The organism is Stygiolobus sp. RP850M (assembly GCF_037389295.1).
Taxonomy (GTDB): domain Archaea; phylum Thermoproteota; class Thermoprotei_A; order Sulfolobales; family Sulfolobaceae; genus Stygiolobus.
This window is the reverse complement of the sequence record NZ_JBBHKU010000026.1, coordinates 60590-76086: the sequence shown is the minus strand read 5'-3', so window position 1 is coordinate 76086 and position 15497 is coordinate 60590. Positions and strand designations below refer to the sequence as shown.

Sequence of the window (15497 nt, the reverse complement as noted above, 5' to 3'; positions counted from 1 at the left end):
AAAATCTCACTACCAATTTAATTTTTCATTTGTGGTCTTCATTGGATTTCTGTGCTACAGATGTAACAAATGATGGTAGAGATGGGAACTTCTCCTTCATCCTTTGCTCAGCAACCATAGTGGCTTCCTCAAGAATCTTTCTCGCCTCAGGCGATGTTGAAGTGAAGTCAACTCCAGTACCGCTGAACTCTCCGGCTTCTATTACAATCTCTTGTAATCCCTCTTCTAGATCAGCAAGCTCAACAGAAAGTTCTGGCATTACTCCTTTCATAGCATACCTTAACTCCCTTATTACACCAACAACTGGTATCAGTGAATTAAACACATCACCTAACTCGGTTACGGTCTCTAGCCTTAACTGCACTTGCTCCAGAGCTATTTGCGTAGCTAACAGCTGTTTTGTGATCTTCCTTATTTCAGCTATCTCGTTAGCATACATTGCAGCCCTCATATTATCTTTAGACATCTGAGCTTCTACTACTTTCTCAAATAACGACCTATCCCTTTCCTGCAGTTTCGAGATGTAAACATCTAGTCTGCTAATTGTAGTCTTAAGCCTGTAGTTAGCCATTACAAGCTTGTAACGTAGTGGTTGTTGAGGCTTGAATGCAGTTTTTAACTTTTCAGCTAACGTGGGTTCTTGTTTGCCGTTCCAGTTCTTTATGAAATCGTTTACACCAGCCATTTATCTCAAATTAAGTCTAGTTATACTTAGTTGTTTAAATAGACGGGCTTATAATACCTCATTATATTAAAATAAATTAATGAACGTTTTTTCGGTTAAGAAAGACGCAAACAAAATAATCATACTAAACACTACACCTAAAAAAGTATTACTAAGGCTCATTCTAGTGACCTATGAAGTATCTGCCCTTACGTATAACCAAGAAAGAGTACCTAAAATGCTTCATGACGAAATTTCTATAAATAGAGAACTTAAAGAGAACGAAAAAGTTGAAATTAACTCAACTATAGATACTGTAAAGAAAGTCAGCATTGTATATAAGGATCTGGAAAACGACGTCACTTTGAGAGAAGATCATGAGCTTTAACGATTTTGTCCAGTAAAACATTCATTCTTTTAACCACTTCCTCATCATCCTTCACTTCTTCAGGCCACTCTCTCCCTACCTCTTCTTTAAACTTCCTCGTTGCATCAATACCAATTTTACTTCCTAGAGGTGGGTTAGGTACTGTGTGGTCTAGAGAATCCGTAATTACATTATCTATTAATAGCACATCTCTCTTAGGGTCTACAGTAGAAGCTATAGCATAAATTACTTGATTAATATCATGAACGTTTACATCTTCGTCTACAATAATAATCATTTTAAGTAAACTCAGTTGCCCAGTCCCCCATAGAGCCATCATAGCTCTTTTACCTTGGCCTGGATACATTTTCTTTATAGAAAATATACCTATGCCGGTGTATAAACCGTATTCTGGTAAGTTCATGTCAACCAGTTCAGGCACTATTAATCTCAAGAAGGGTAAAAACAATCTTTCAACAGCCTTCCCGATCCACGCATCCTCTAAAGGTGGTTTACCCACAGAAGTAGCGTGAAATATTGGATTCTCTCTTAAGTACACCTTTTCTAGTTTAAACGTGGGAAAATAATCCTGAGGGGTGTAGTAACCCAAATGATCTCCGAAAGGTCCCTCTAATCTCATATCGTCTAGATCAACATAACCCTCGATGACGGATTCTGCATTAGAAGGAACTAAAATACCGTTATCTAGTTCATGAACCTCAACTCCCTCGCCTCTAACAATCCCAGCGAATAAATACTTGTCCAAACCGGGAGGTACAGGTGAGGATGCTATAAACGCAATAGCTGGGTCTACACCGTTAACTATAGCAATAGGAACTTTCCTAATTCCCAGCCTCTTATACTTATGAGCTGCAATATTTCCCCTCTTTAGAACTTGCCAGTGAACTATTGCTTCCTTTTCATTAACTATTTGAACTCTGTAAACGCTCAAATTAGTTACTTCACTTTCTGGGTCTTTTGTTATAGCTATTGAAAATGTAAAATATTTTCCCGCATCCTTAGGCCACGTTTTTAAGGCTGGGAAAGACAGAAGATTAGCCCTACTTTTTTCCTCAAAAACGGGCTTCTTACTTTTAGGTAAAATTTTCCCAAACTTAGAAAACTCTGCAAGACTCTTTATTTTCTGGGTTAGAGTTATAGGTATATTTCCCATAAAATTCTCTATAAAATTCTTGCTTATTTCGTCTAATTTATCTGTTCCAAAGATGTCGTAAAACGAATTAATAGAATAGAACATGTTAGTTATTACCTTCCAATCAGGATACCCTTTAACTCGCTTAAACAAAAGTGTAGGCAACCTCCTATATGTGGCTTGCCTCGAAATATAAGCGATCTCAAGGTCTGGCGAAATTTCGTCATCTATTTCTACAATTTTTCCTTTTTGACGTAGAAAATGAATATATTCTCTAAGATCCTTAAAAGCCATAATTACTCACATTTTTGATGTAAGATAAAGCTTATAATTTAGTGTAATAAAGAGCTTTACCGTACAGTGGTGAGTTATTGTTGGAAACATTAATGGCTATTTAAAATGTTTAGACTGTGGGGAAGAGTACCCTATAAAGCAAGACCTTATAACTTGCCCTAAATGTGGAGGACTACTAGAAATAGTAGTAGAGCCTCCTAAGTCCTTTTCGTTCTCCTCACTTAAAGGTAAAGGAGTGTGGAGATATAAGGAATTAATAGCAGGGGAATATAAGAAAATAGTTACACTGAATGAAGGAAATACGCCTCTGATAAAGTCAACTAGTTATGAAAATGCTTACTTCAAGTTTGAAGGAGCTAACCCGACTGGGAGTTTTAAGGACAGGGGAATGACGGTAGCAATAAGCTCTGCACTCTCATTAGGATACAAAGTTGTCGTCGCAGCTTCAACTGGGAATACCGCAGCCTCAGCTGCAGCCTATGCAAGTAGAGCAGGTCTCAAAAGTTATATTGTCCTTCCTAAGGGTAAAGTAGCTCTAGGAAAATTAGCTCAATCTATTCTTTACGGAGCAACAATACTTGAGATAGATGGAAGTTTCGATATAGCAATGTCAAGCGTTATGAGGCTTTATAGAGAATTAAAGATAGTTTACCCGCTAAATTCCTTTAACCCGTGGAGACTGGAAGGACAAAAGACCATAGCATTTGAAATTTACGAGGATATTGGAGTCCCTGATAACGTAATAGTCCCAGTAGGAAATGCAGGAAACATTTACGCAATATGGAAGGGATTCAACGAATTAAAGAACGCTGGGATAATTGAAAAGACACCGAGAATGATAGGAGTCCAAGCTGAAGGTGCTTCACCGATAGCAAAAGCTCTCGAAAAAGGGCTGGACAAACCAGAGTTCGTAGACACACCAGAGACTGTTGCTACTGCAATAAGAATAGGAAAACCGGTTAATTGGAAGAAAGCTATAAAAGCGATAAAAAGCTCTGATGGCTTCGCTATTTCAGTATCCGATAACGAGATTCTTGACGCGCAAAGACAATTAGCGAGAAGAGAGGGAGTAGGAGCAGAACCAGCATCTGCAGCAGCTTACGCAGGCTTTCTGAAACTTATTAACGAAAAAAGACTAGACGCAAAGGATAAAACAGTTATGATCTTGACAGGGCATGCGCTTAAAGACCCTGACGCTATGACTAAATCTGAAGCTAAGCGTATTCTAGTCAACCCCGAACATATAGACAAAGTTGTTTTAGGTGAGTTATAAAATGAGAGTGGTAAAAGTAGGTGGTTCAATACAAAAAGATGAAAAAGATTATGAATTAATCCTAGAAAAAATAAGAAAATATTCAAGTGACTCGTCTTTTAACAAGAACATAGTAGTAACATCAGCGATTAAGAACGTAACAAACCAGCTCCTAGAAGCAATAAATCAAACTGACAAATCAGTGGACATCATAAGCGATATTTATGATAGGCACATAAGACTCCTATCAAAACTCGTGGACGGAATAGAATTTGAAAGAGCATTTAAGAATCTTTCCAAACTTGCGGACGAGCTTTACAAAGTAGCGTGGTCAATAAGAGTATTAGACGAAGTCACGCCGAAAGTAAGAGACTACATACTATCTTTCGGAGAGAGACTCGCTGTTATTGTCCTCTCGGCATACCTTGATAGTAATAAACTAAACGTTGGATATTTACCAGAGCCACCTTTGATAACAGATGAGAATTTCGGTGAGGCTAACGTATTATTACCAGAGTCTACAGATTATTTAACTAAAAAACTTGAGGAAATAAACAAACCAATTACGGTTGTACCGGGCTTCATAGGCATCAGCAAATCACATAAGTTCACTACGATAGGAAGAGGAGGAAGCGACTATACCGCAACCCTCATAGGAAAACTCCTTAATGCTAAAGAGGTAAGGCTAATTACTGAAGTACCTGGAATAATGACAGCGGACCCCAAAAAGATCAACAACGCCATAACTATTCCAAGACTCTCCCTTGAAGAAGCAATCGAACTTTCACAACTAGGGGCTAAGAGATTGCATCCTAGAACCTTTGACCCTATATTTGGATCAAATATGAAAGTAATAATAGAAGGACTTTACGAAGAAGGAGATACTGTGATAGAAGGGTTATGTACACCTAATGATTTATTAAAAGGGATTACTATGAACGACAACTTAAAGCTTGTCACCATTGAAAGTACTAGAATCGTAGGAAAGATCGGTTCCGCTGCTACAATAACTACTGAAGTTAAAAACGCTAACGTGAATATAGTTGCGATTTCACAACCTGCATCAGAAACTGTAATTCAATTGGTAGTAAACAATGAAGATAGCGAAAGGATGATGAAGAGATTAAATCAGTTAGACACTTTAATAAAAGAAGTGGAAGTAGAGGACGTAGGCGCGATAAGTATCGTAGGATGCGGATTAAGAAACAAAGAAATCTCATCCAAAGTACTCACAAGGGCTTCGGCATTTAATCCACTCTTTATATCTAGAGGGTTGAAAGGAGTCAGTATAACATTTATATCAAACAAGAGAGAATCAGAGCAACTCGCTAAAGACCTACACGAGGTGGTTTTAGAATGGTCGACAAAATAAAAGTGTCCTTACTCGGCTCAACCGGAATGGTAGGGCAAAAAATGGTAAAATTACTTTCTAAACACCCTTATCTGGAACTAGTTAAGGTTAGTGCTTCTCCCTCAAAAATAGGTAAAAAGTATAAGGACTCGGTCAAGTGGATTGAGCCAGGTGATATACCGGAAAATGTCAAGGACCTACCTATAGTATCGACAAATTATGAAGATCACAAAGATGTCGATATAGTACTCTCAGCCCTACCTAATGAGTTAGCAGAGAGTATAGAACTAGAGTTAGTAAAAAACGGGAAAATTGTTGTTTCTAATGCAAGTCCTTTTAGAATGGATCCAGACGTACCTTTAATTAACCCCGAGGTAAATTGGGAGCACCTAGAACTTTTAAAGGTACAGCAAAAGAAAAAAGGATGGAAAGGATTACTTGTTAAAAACCCTAATTGTACCGCAGCTATAATGTCCATGCCCTTAAAACCCTTGCTTGATATAGTAGAGAAATCAAAAATATTAATCACTACACTCCAGGCTGTAAGCGGAGCTGGTTATAACGGAATTTCCTTCATGTCAATAGAGGGGAACATAATACCTTACATTAAAGGGGAAGAGGACAAAATTGCAAAAGAACTCACAAAACTTAACGGAAAATTTGAAGGACAACAAATAATTCCCGCTAGCTTAGACACTTCGGTAACGTCAATTAGAGTCCCCACTAGAGTAGGTCACATGGGAGTAATAAACATACTAACTAACGAGAAAGTGAACATAGAGGAGATAAAACAGCGGTTTAGAAACTTTAAGTCTTTACCTCAAATTAAGAACTTACCCACAGCACCTAAATCACCAATAATAGTTAGAGATGAAGAGGACAGACCTCAGCCCATGCTAGACGTATCTGCAGAACACGGAATGGCTATCACTGTAGGGAGAATAAGACACGAAAATAATGTATTAAGACTAATAGTTCTAGGTGATAACCTAGTGAGAGGGGCTGCCGGAATAACGATACTGACAGTGGAGGTCATGAAGGAGCTAGGATATATATGATTAAGATAGACCTCCACGTTCACACTTTTTATAGCGATGGAAAATACTCCCCAGAAGTTATGGTAAAACACTCCCTAAAAGTAGGTCTTAACGGAATAGCCATAACAGACCATGATACGTCAGAAGCACATAGAAGAGTTAAAGGATATCCTATAATCCCTGGGCAGGAAGTCACTACACAGTTCGGACATGTAGTTATTCTCTGTAATTTTCCTCCTGATCCTCCTAGAAAAATTGAGGAACTAGTAGACTATAGTAAAGAAAACAACTGCGTCATTTTTCCGTCCCATCCCTTCGATATCTTTAGGGCAGGAATAGGAGAAAAAGTATATAACTACAAGTTTGACGCTATAGAAGTTTTTAACTCCAAGGCTCCTAGGTCAGCAAACGAAAAGGCGTTAAAAATATCTAAAGAATTGAACATACCTGGAGTAGCTAACAGTGATTCACACGTAAAAGAAGCCTTGGGTTCTGCATATAACGAGTTAGAGATATCGGAGTTCAACGTAGACGAGGTCTTAGAGGAGTTGAGAAAAGGCAAGATAAACCCGGTAGGAGTAGGATTGACAGTAAAAGCTAAGTTAAAGATCGTAGAATGGAGTATATTGAGGAAACTCAAAATTGCGAAAAATTCCCGCAGAGTTGTGCATCAGATGTAAGGGATACAAATACTTATGCGGACTTCCTTCTTGCCCTATAATGGATAGGTTTAGATCTGTAACACTGGCAATAAGTAAAATTCACAACTCAGAAGTCATAGAGGGATCCACTCCCCCTAGTATAATAATCGGAGAAAGAGGGTATCCTAAAGTCTCGTTACTTTACAACATACCCCCCGGCGTTCAAGGTGAAAGTGCTAAAGATTATGAAGACCCGAGAGGCTGGTGGGGAAAGAAAAGCCTAAACGAGATTTTGTCATTGAGAAGTCAAATGATATCTTCTATACTTAAAAAAATAGACATTACAAATCCTTACAGACTTTACGAAAAAGAGATTTCATTAGCTGGAGTCTCGTACAAGCCCGTTGATTCAAACGCAGTAAGCGATAAGAAAGGGATTGAGCCAAAACTGAGGTTCGATGGTATTTTTATACCCAGAGGACCGTCAGTAGAAGTTAATGATATCAAAGTGCAAGATAATCCTAAACTTTCCCCTCAATTCGAAAAACTGATTTTTGACGACGTCAAGGCAGAATCTGCTATTCTAGAACTTTATCGAAACGGAGAAGATTACTACAAGATAATTACTGGACTATCGCTAGGACTTTTCGGGCTGAAGAAGAACAGGAAATTAGTCCCTACAAGATGGAGTATAACAGCCGTCGACCAAGCAATAGGTAAGTTCCTATTATCTCAAGTCAAACAATACCCCGAAATCAACGAAATCGAAGTATACTACTCATCGTACCTAGGCAATTACTTCCACGTGATCTTCTTCCCCTCAACATATAGGAGTGTCTGGGTAGAAATATGGCACCCCTTATCACTCTGGACTAAAGAGCTCATAGTTAGCGACTTAAGTGAAAACTTCTGGGGGGAGTATGATTTCCTCGACGGAGGGTATATGGCTTCCAGACTGGCAGTTCTGGAGAAACTTTACGAAAGAAAGAGACAAGCAGGTGTGATCATCATCAGGGAGATAACTTCTGAATATTATGCTCCTGTAGGTAATTGGCACATAAGAGAAACAACTAGACGTGCACTGGAGGAAAAGAAGATTGGGACTTTTTACAACCTGAGAGAAGCAATCAAATTCGTGAACTCAAGGCTAAAAGCGGGGAACCAAATCATGTTAGAGGAAGTAAGGAGTATCAAAAAACTCCTTACCCAGACTACTATTGACTTATTTTTAGATAAGAAGTGACAGTACAGACATTGCAGTATAAAGTCTATTCTCTGCTTGATCCCATACTGCCGACTGCTGTCCGTCTATCACTTCAGCATCTACTTCCTCTCCCCTAACTGCGGGCAAACAATGAAGGAATATTGCCTCCTTACTCGCATACCTCATTAAGTCTTTCGTCACCTTATAGCTACTCAGTTTTTTCTTCTTTTCCTCAGCTATTTTCTCCTGACCCATACTGACCCACACATCGGTATACACAACTTTGCTCCCCCTAACCGCCTCATAATGATCTTCATAAAATTCTATTATTGCACCACTTTGCTCAGCCTCTTCTTCAATCTTCTTCCATACGTCCTGCCTAGGCTTATATTCTTTCGGAGTTGCAACCCTTAACTCAAGACCCATTTTAGCTGCAAACGACATAAGGCTGATCAAAACATTATCCCCTCCGTCTCCGACAAAAGCCACAGTCTCGTACTTACCGAACTTCTCCTTTATAGTCATATAATCCGTCAACGCTTGAAGGGGGTGAGATAAGTCGCTTAGTAAATTAATTACAGGTTTCTTAGAATACTCGGCCAAGATCAGGAGGTTTTTATGGTCGAGGACTCTCGCACCTATACCGTTCACGTACCTTCCGAGAACTCTGGCGGTGTCCTCTACCGGTTCACCACGGCTGAGTTGAAGTTCTCCCTTACTTAAGACTATACTTACACCTCCCAAATACCTCACAGCGAGTTCTGTGCTAACTCTAGTCCTAGTGCTGGGCTTTTCGAAGATCAAGGCAACACTTTTTCCCTCAAGGACTTTAGGAATATTACTAGTATAAACGTAGTTCTTCATCATGAACGATACTTCCATCATTTTTTCTATTTCTTGTTTAGAAAAATCCAAGAGACAAAGAAGGCTTTTTCCTCTCAACATATTTTTATGTTATCTATGCCATTTATAAATGTGGAATTCGTAACATTGCTAGGGCAAATTGTAACCCCTAAAAAGGGGAATAAACCGAATTTTGATGAAGCTCACGTACTCCTCGCCCTAGAAACTATAAGGAAGGAACAGCCTATAGGGAGACACTTACTAATGAGAAAGTTGGGTCTCAGTGAAGCCAGTACCAGGACGCTAATTAAAAGGTTGAGGGAACTAGATTTAGTGAACATAGATAAGGTAGCTGGAATAATCTTGTCCGAAAAAGGTAAAAGCATCCTGAAATATTTTACAGAAAAAGCTTCAGTTCTCGAAAATATGGAATTAAGGACAATAAATTGGAATGCTGGATGTGTAATTATGAGAAACTTGTCCCACTTAGTCGATAAGATCGGGATACTACAGCTCAGAGACCTAATAATTAAGTCGGGGGCTTCTAAAACACTGATCGGAACAGTAACCGAAGAAAGTAGTATTGAACTACCACCTAAAACCTTTGACGAAAGTGACGAGGTGAAGAAACTGAAAGAGGAGATAAAAGAAAAACTGAAGGAGTCCATACAACCTCACGACTTAGTAGTATTCTTCGAGCCTAGTAGTAATTACTTAGCTTATAAAATAATCCTGACCCTATATTATGCGAATGAGCAAAACGATATGCCTACTGGTTAACCCTGTAGCCGGAAGCGGAGGAAGAATAGGGAATAAAGGTAGTGATAATTTACAAATTTACAACACAGAAACACCATCTCGAATTTTAAGGTTTTTAAATACAGCCCCTAAAAACGCTAATTATATTGTTGCTCCACGTGAAATGGGAGAAAACTACTTTAAGGGAAGCGAAGTTAAGTATGAAGTCGCTAAAATCAACATCAATACACCCACATCAAGAGAGGATACAATCAAAGCCGTAACTTACTTTATAGAGAGTAAGCAATGTGATATAATAGTTTTTGCCGGAGGTGATGGTACAGCAAGGGATGTTTTCAGTGTCGTAAAGGACAAGTTACCAATCCTGGGAATTCCTGCAGGTGTAAAAATGCACAGCGGTGTTTTTACTACAAACCCCGAGTCAGCAGGAGTTCTTTTACGACACTTCGTTGAGGACAAGACTGAAGAAATCTTAACTGAAATCTTGGATATAGATGAACAAGCCTATAGACAAGGTAAATATGTTGTTAAGTTATATGGTTACGCTAAGACAGTAAATTACTCCAACTTATTAACACCTAATAAAGAGGAGGTCATAAACGATAAGGAGGAATTAGATGAAATAGCCCAATATGTGATTGATACTTACCTAACATCGTCTAACGAAGTCTTCGTAGTAGGCCCAGGGAGTACGACAAAAACAATACTGAAAAAGCTCGGAATAGAAAGTAATTTCCTCTGTACTGATGTCATAAAAAATCGTCAACTTCTAAAGAGTTGTGTGAAGTACGAAGAGTTACTGGGTTTAACCGGGGAGTTAAAGCTTATCCTCACTCCCATTGGTAAGCAGGGCTTTCTCATCGGGAGGGGGAATCAAGAGATAGGACCCGAATTTCTCAGGAAATTACTAAAAGTATCTCAAGGGGCCAATAGGAAAGATAACATAATCATCGTATCTACAAGGAGTAAGTTGAACACTTTCAACTGTCTCAGGATAGACACTGGTGATCCCGAACTTGATGTTTTAATGAGAGGAGTATACAAGATAATAGTTGGTTATGGAGAATTTGTAGCGATGAAAACTTGTGATATTACTGATTAACAAAAAGCATGGAATTACCTAGGCTGAAACTTTCCACTATTATTAATTTTAGTTTGGCGAATAATATATGATGACTACTGACGATACTGACATTACGGATATTATCAGAGTTCAAGAGAGCAAAAGTATTAACCCCAGGTCTAAGTTAGTGGAAGCAATACTCGTTCTACTTCTCGCGAGACCTCTTAGAACATCAGAAATAGCGGTAAACTTGGGACTAGAGACCAAGTACGTTAGTAGTTATCTGAGCTATTGGAAGAGGAAAGGGCTCGTTTATCAGGAAGCAGGAAGGTGGCATTTGACCCCACAAGGAGAAGACTTGGCTAAGGAAATAGTGGAGAGTAAGAACAACACTAAGTTTACCGAATACTTGGCTATTGCTAAAGATATATTCAATGAAAAAGTTAAACCTACAATAAACAACAAGAATAAGGAAAAAGATGACAAAGAGAGAAAAGAAATTTTGTCGTTTATTGAAGCAAAAACCAGTCCTAAAGAAAATAAACCACAAAAAGAGAATTTGATGAATTGTTTAGATGAAATTCTTCAAAAACTAGAAGAAGAAGAGAAAGAGTTATTATCCTATTTACTGACAAAATATACGCAATGGGGTTCAACATACGTATACATCGACCAGCTACAAGAGGAGTTCGGAGCCGATACAGGCTGGCTCTTTCGGGTATTGAGAAAACTTCAGACTAAGAGGATCTTGTACCTTTATCATGATCCAAAACTGGGTTTAAGGATAGGTTTTACACAGTCATTTAAAAACAAGATTAATGAGTGTTAATTTTTATAAATGAACTCTCTCTGTTTCTTTAATAAGAGTTGTAGGGGTTTACTTAATCAAAACTACATACATATACTACAACTATGAATAATGCCTATACGAAGCAATTCTAATCAATAATACTTACAATATACAAACTATATTTAATTACTTCACTCAGGTCTAGTCTATTGTTCATCTCTTGTAGTAGTAGTAATATATATTAGAGGAGACGTGTAAAGTTACATAATGCGGTGTTAATTATGGCTGATAATACGAGGTCTTCTAAGATCTCGGAAGAGGAGATGAACAAAGTGTTAGCAAAGGCTGAGAAAGAGGCAGAGAAGAAGGACCATAAGAAACAGTGGATAGAAAAGATGATAAAAAGCGCAAAAACATACCACAAATTATGTCCGCACTATGATAAGAAGTCTCAAATTTGCTTCTTAACCTTAGGAGGAGCTAAATGCACTAGAGAGGGAAAATTTGAGAACTGTCCAGTATTTATAGAAGATTTAGAAAAGAAGTATAACGAAATAGTGTCAAAAGGCAAAATGCTTCCTATGGACTACCTGGACTTATCCCACATTGTCTGATTGGCCCAGGGGGAGCAGTTGCCCAGGAGGAAAAAAGGTGAAGAACAAGAAGAAAAGGATACTACCTCACAAACCAAGAGCAAGAAAAAGAGGTCATCCCCTGTAAAGTATGTAGATCCTAATGAACTTTTAGACGAATATTTAGACGAAGTGATAAATGCTCTTGGTCTCGCTTATCTCGAATTGTCGAGAGAGGAGTATAAGGAACTTATAAAGGAGCCTTTTGCGGGTGCTGTAGGCGAAGTGAAGACTAAGCCTAAATCTAAGACTATAATAAACAGACTATCTGCCAACAAAGACTCATTAATGGAGTTCCTAGCTATGAAACTTGTGAAAATTAAGGATTTAGAAAAAATGACAGATGAACAATTAGAGTTTGTTGTATATAATACAAAGAATGCAATTAAGGATCTGGGCCCGAGACTGTATGAGATTTGTAGTAAGAAAGGCAGAAGTGACCTAATAGATATTCTCAGGGCTAACTGGACTATATACGGAATTAACTCCCCGGTAAAATGTCCGAAATGTATGTTTAACGCCATTATGCCTGACTTGTCTTGCTATATATGTAAGTACACAATCAGTATGAAACAACTAAAAGAACAACTAAACGTGTTACAGTTGCTTTTCGATTATTTCAAAGCGGATCCTCAAGGTTACAAGGAGATAATGACAGCTGGTTACTTCTACTATTCATGGGACGGCGTTTTACCCCCCAGTAAACAACCCAAAGATCTTCTAAGGTTCGAGATCGTACTTAATAAGGAGGAGAAGGAGAAGCTAAAGTCCTTTTACATCGAACACAGTACTCCCCAGACTCAATGAAAGCGTCACAAGACTTACACTTGGGGTAGTTGAATAACGAAGTGGAGGTTATGAAGGTATGAAAAAGCTCGTAGTTCTCAGCTAACTGTGTGTTAACCCAAGAAAAGATTGAGTTAAAAACGTCGTCATTAAAGCTAATCTCGTTTATTATACCGAAAGCACTGAGTTCTGATAACGGTATTGAATAAAGAGGAATAAAGATTTTAGTTCCATCGTTTAATGTCTTAGAACTTGTAACGTAATTAAGATAAGAATAATTTTTCATTGTAACTGAGTAGAGGAGATAAGCTAAATAGAAGTTTGAAGGAAAAGGAAGTACTTTCACACTATACTCTTTGAGATTTTTAGCTTCCATTATTAGACTCCAGATATACTCGTTAATATCTTGGTAGTCAAACTGTACGCTAACTTTGTCGATCTTTAAATTACAAGTGTAACAAGCCTTGCCTATGATATGTATTAGGAGCTCTGCTATTTGGTCCATGTTATTTGGTGCTAGAATAGCAACCTTATCATTGTAATTAAACATTTTACTGTTATGAATCTCCTTTCTGACCCTTTTAACAATCTCGTCTCGTGCACACATCTCACATAATTTCCTTCCACCGACGACGTACTTCGCTTCTCTCTTGTTACATCTCTGGCAAAGGTTCATATATCAACAACTTCGAGTGTAGAATTAAAAACTGTTTAAAATATCTCCATTCTTTCTCTAGAACAATGATGACTTTCTCTTTTCTCCCATACCTCATTAGTATTGGGCCATAAAAAAGAAAAATTTATATATAACCGCTCCTAATGAAAACCAGCTACGGTGAGCTAAATGGCAGGTGCTCCAGTATTACTCTTTAAAGAGGGTACAAATAGATCCTCCGGAAGGGATGCTTTAAGGAACAATATACTAGCAGCTGTAACACTATCAGAGATGTTAAAGAGCTCGTTAGGACCCAGAGGATTAGACAAGATGTTAGTCGATAGTTTCGGCGACGTAACTATTACTAATGACGGTGCTACTATAGTAAAGGAGATGGAAATCCAGCACCCGGCTGCAAAGCTCCTTGTTGAGGCTGCAAAGGCACAAGACGCTGAAGTAGGAGATGGAACCACTTCAGCAGTAGTCCTTGCTGGATTATTACTCGACAAAGCAGATGATTTGTTAGACCAGAATATACACCCAACCATAATAATTGAAGGTTATAAGAAGGCATTAAACAAATCATTAGAAATTCTAGATCAGTTAGCTTTGAAGATCGACGTAAGTGATCTTAATTCACAAGTAGCTAGAGACCAGCTGAGAAAGATTGTATATACAACAATGTCGAGCAAGTTCGTTGCTGGTGGAGAAGAGATGGACAAAATCATTAACTTAGTACTCGATGCTGTATCAATTGTAGCTGAGAAGAGGCCAGACGGTAGCTATAACGTTCCTCTTGATTTAATCAAAATAGATAAGAAGAAGGGTGGAAGTACAGAAGATAGTATGTTGGTAAGAGGTCTAGTACTCGACAAAGAAGTGGTTCACCCTGGAATGCCTAGGAGGGTAGAAAAGGCAAAGATCGCTGTATTAGATGCTGCACTGGAGGTTGAAAAGCCTGAGATATCAGCTAAGATAAGCATCACTAGCCCAGACCAAATTAAGGCCTTCCTAGATGAAGAGGCTAAGTACCTTAAGGAGATGGTAGACAAACTAGCTTCAATTGGAGCTAATGTTGTTATATGCCAGAAAGGTATTGATGATATAGCACAGCACTTCCTAGCTAAGAAAGGAATACTCGCAGTGAGAAGGGTAAAGAGGAGCGATATAGAGAAGTTAGAGAAGGCTTTAGGAGCAAGGATTATAAGTAGTATAAAGGATGCGACTCCTGAGGATCTAGGTTACGCCGAGCTAGTAGAGGAGAGGAGAGTAGGAAACGATAAGATGGTATTCATTGAAGGTGCAAAGAACCCGAGGGCTGTGAACATTTTATTAAGAGGATCCAATGATATGGCACTTGATGAAGCAGAGAGGAGTATTAACGACGCATTACATTCATTAAGGAACGTATTATCAAAGCCCATGATTGTAGCGGGTGGTGGAGCCGTTGAGACTGAGTTAGCATTAAGATTAAGAGAATATGCAAGAAGCGTAGGAGGTAAGGAGCAGTTAGCAATTGAGAAATTCGCTGAGGCATTAGAGGAGATACCGATGATATTAGCAGAGACTGCAGGTATGGAGCCTATACAAACTTTAATGGATCTGAGATCCAAGCACTCTAAAGGTCTAGTGAATGCTGGAGTTGATGTAATGAACGGAAGACTTAACGATGATATGATGTCAATCAACGTAATTGAGCCTGTGAGAGTAAAAGCTCAGGTATTTAAGAGCGCTGTTGAAGCAGCTACTGCGATTCTGAAGATTGATGACTTGATTGCCGCCTCTGCATTAAAGAGCGAGAAGAAAGAAGGAAGCAAAGGTAAAGAAGAAGGCGGAGAAGAAGGAAGTAACAAACCCTCATTTGAATGATTAGTTTCTTTTTTATCTCATTTATTCAAAATTCTATTCTAATTGTTTACTCTCATTATAATTTTTATCTATATAATAGTCAGATTATGAAATTATTAAAATATAATTAATTTGTATAATTAATTAATAAATTGTAA

16 protein-coding genes are annotated in these 15497 nt (G+C 38.3%); 12 read left to right on the top strand and 4 right to left on the bottom strand.

Going from position 1 to position 15497, the window contains the following annotated elements; genetic code table 11:
• Nucleotides 1-25 precede the first annotated feature (25 nt).
• On the bottom strand, nt 26-685 hold the full coding sequence (gene cdvB1/B2, locus WIW52_RS02500) for a cell division protein CdvB1/B2 (RefSeq protein WP_337701033.1): 660 nt from the start codon (nt 683-685) through the stop codon (nt 26-28).
• A 79-nt stretch (nt 686-764) separates the two neighbouring features.
• On the opposite strand from cdvB1/B2, the gene WIW52_RS02495 reads away from it, so the two are divergent.
• Nucleotides 765-1052 carry a hypothetical protein gene (locus tag WIW52_RS02495; RefSeq protein WP_337701035.1) on the top strand — a complete coding sequence of 96 codons (288 nt, stop codon included), beginning with the start codon at nt 765-767 and terminating at the stop codon, nt 1050-1052.
• Here the strand turns inward: WIW52_RS02495 and WIW52_RS02490 are convergent.
• Nucleotides 1024-2478, bottom strand: coding sequence for a UbiD family decarboxylase (locus tag WIW52_RS02490; RefSeq protein ID WP_337701037.1), 1455 nt, complete (start codon nt 2476-2478; stop codon nt 1024-1026). The genes WIW52_RS02495 and WIW52_RS02490 overlap by 29 nt on opposite strands.
• An 88-nt stretch (nt 2479-2566) precedes the next feature.
• On the opposite strand from WIW52_RS02490, the gene thrC reads away from it, so the two are divergent.
• Genes thrC through WIW52_RS02465 form a run of 5 tightly spaced genes read left to right on the top strand, consistent with a single transcriptional unit; the run spans nt 2567 to nt 8002 of the window.
• Nucleotides 2567-3751: a threonine synthase gene (gene thrC, locus WIW52_RS02485; RefSeq protein WP_337701243.1), complete on the top strand. Its 1185-nt coding sequence runs from the start codon at nt 2567-2569 to the stop codon at nt 3749-3751.
• A 1-nt stretch (nt 3752) separates the two neighbouring features.
• Nucleotides 3753-5102 carry an aspartate kinase gene (locus tag WIW52_RS02480; protein WP_337708383.1) on the top strand — a complete coding sequence of 450 codons (1350 nt, stop codon included), beginning with the start codon at nt 3753-3755 and terminating at the stop codon, nt 5100-5102.
• Nucleotides 5087-6139, top strand: coding sequence for an aspartate-semialdehyde dehydrogenase (asd, locus tag WIW52_RS02475; RefSeq protein WP_337708382.1), 1053 nt, complete (start codon nt 5087-5089; stop codon nt 6137-6139). Before WIW52_RS02480 ends, asd begins: the two co-directional genes overlap by 16 nt.
• Nucleotides 6139-6798: a PHP domain-containing protein gene (locus WIW52_RS02470; RefSeq protein ID WP_337708420.1), complete on the top strand. Its 660-nt coding sequence runs from the start codon at nt 6139-6141 to the stop codon at nt 6796-6798. Before asd ends, WIW52_RS02470 begins: the two co-directional genes overlap by 1 nt.
• A complete protein-coding gene (locus tag WIW52_RS02465; RefSeq protein ID WP_337708380.1) occupies nt 6761-8002 on the top strand; it encodes an Nre family DNA repair protein in 1242 nt (413 codons plus the stop codon). Before WIW52_RS02470 ends, WIW52_RS02465 begins: the two co-directional genes overlap by 38 nt.
• Here the strand turns inward: WIW52_RS02465 and argF are convergent.
• Nucleotides 7988-8908, bottom strand: coding sequence for an ornithine carbamoyltransferase (gene argF / locus WIW52_RS02460; protein ID WP_337708378.1), 921 nt, complete (start codon nt 8906-8908; stop codon nt 7988-7990). The genes WIW52_RS02465 and argF overlap by 15 nt on opposite strands.
• A 15-nt stretch (nt 8909-8923) precedes the next feature.
• Here argF and WIW52_RS02455 point away from each other — a divergent pair, with 15 nt between their 5' ends.
• The 5 genes from WIW52_RS02455 (at nt 8924) to WIW52_RS02435 (ending at nt 12857) form a co-directional block, all read left to right on the top strand.
• On the top strand, nt 8924-9586 hold the full coding sequence (locus WIW52_RS02455; RefSeq protein ID WP_337708376.1) for a DUF4443 domain-containing protein: 663 nt from the start codon (nt 8924-8926) through the stop codon (nt 9584-9586).
• On the top strand, nt 9558-10667 hold the full coding sequence (locus tag WIW52_RS02450) for an ATP-NAD kinase family protein (protein ID WP_337708375.1): 1110 nt from the start codon (nt 9558-9560) through the stop codon (nt 10665-10667). Before WIW52_RS02455 ends, WIW52_RS02450 begins: the two co-directional genes overlap by 29 nt.
• Before the next feature lie 70 nt (nt 10668-10737).
• Nucleotides 10738-11457, top strand: a complete 720-nt coding sequence (locus WIW52_RS02445) for a winged helix-turn-helix domain-containing protein (RefSeq protein ID WP_337708418.1) — start codon at nt 10738-10740, stop codon at nt 11455-11457.
• A gap of 242 nt (nt 11458-11699) precedes the next feature.
• Nucleotides 11700-12032 (top strand): hypothetical protein, encoded by a 333-nt coding sequence (locus WIW52_RS02440; protein ID WP_156005962.1) that lies wholly within the window; start codon nt 11700-11702, stop codon nt 12030-12032.
• A gap of 18 nt (nt 12033-12050) precedes the next feature.
• Entirely contained in the window at nt 12051-12857 is an 807-nt protein-coding gene (locus tag WIW52_RS02435; protein ID WP_337708373.1) for a hypothetical protein, read from the top strand.
• On the opposite strand, the gene WIW52_RS02430 is transcribed toward WIW52_RS02435, so the two are convergent.
• Complete coding sequence (locus tag WIW52_RS02430; RefSeq protein WP_337708371.1) at nt 12790-13512, bottom strand: hypothetical protein; 723 nt, start codon at nt 13510-13512, stop codon at nt 12790-12792. The two genes, WIW52_RS02435 and WIW52_RS02430, sit on opposite strands and share 68 nt — an antisense overlap.
• Before the next feature lie 168 nt (nt 13513-13680).
• Here WIW52_RS02430 and thsA point away from each other — a divergent pair, with 168 nt between their 5' ends.
• Nucleotides 13681-15360, top strand: a complete 1680-nt coding sequence (thsA, locus tag WIW52_RS02425) for a thermosome subunit alpha (protein WP_337701054.1) — start codon at nt 13681-13683, stop codon at nt 15358-15360.
• Nucleotides 15361-15497 lie beyond the last annotated feature (137 nt).

Bases quoted from the DNA above. Each gene is read 5' to 3' on its own strand.
- WIW52_RS02490 (WP_337701037.1), bottom strand. From the start codon at position 2,478: ATGGCTTTTAAGGATCTTAGAGAATATATTCATTTTCTACGTCAAAAA.
- thsA (WP_337701054.1), top strand. From the start codon at position 13,681: ATGGCAGGTGCTCCAGTATTACTCTTTAAAGAGGGTACAAATAGATCC.
- argF (WP_337708378.1), bottom strand. From the start codon at position 8,908: ATGTTGAGAGGAAAAAGCCTTCTTTGTCTCTTGGATTTTTCTAAACAA.
- WIW52_RS02440 (WP_156005962.1), top strand. From the start codon at position 11,700: ATGGCTGATAATACGAGGTCTTCTAAGATCTCGGAAGAGGAGATGAAC.
- WIW52_RS02455 (WP_337708376.1), top strand. From the start codon at position 8,924: ATGCCATTTATAAATGTGGAATTCGTAACATTGCTAGGGCAAATTGTA.
- WIW52_RS02445 (WP_337708418.1), top strand. From the start codon at position 10,738: ATGACTACTGACGATACTGACATTACGGATATTATCAGAGTTCAAGAG.
- cdvB1/B2 (WP_337701033.1), bottom strand. From the start codon at position 685: ATGGCTGGTGTAAACGATTTCATAAAGAACTGGAACGGCAAACAAGAA.
- WIW52_RS02495 (WP_337701035.1), top strand. From the start codon at position 765: ATGAACGTTTTTTCGGTTAAGAAAGACGCAAACAAAATAATCATACTA.
- WIW52_RS02450 (WP_337708375.1), top strand. From the start codon at position 9,558: ATGAGCAAAACGATATGCCTACTGGTTAACCCTGTAGCCGGAAGCGGA.
- WIW52_RS02480 (WP_337708383.1), top strand. From the start codon at position 3,753: ATGAGAGTGGTAAAAGTAGGTGGTTCAATACAAAAAGATGAAAAAGAT.
- asd (WP_337708382.1), top strand. From the start codon at position 5,087: ATGGTCGACAAAATAAAAGTGTCCTTACTCGGCTCAACCGGAATGGTA.
- WIW52_RS02430 (WP_337708371.1), bottom strand. From the start codon at position 13,512: ATGAACCTTTGCCAGAGATGTAACAAGAGAGAAGCGAAGTACGTCGTC.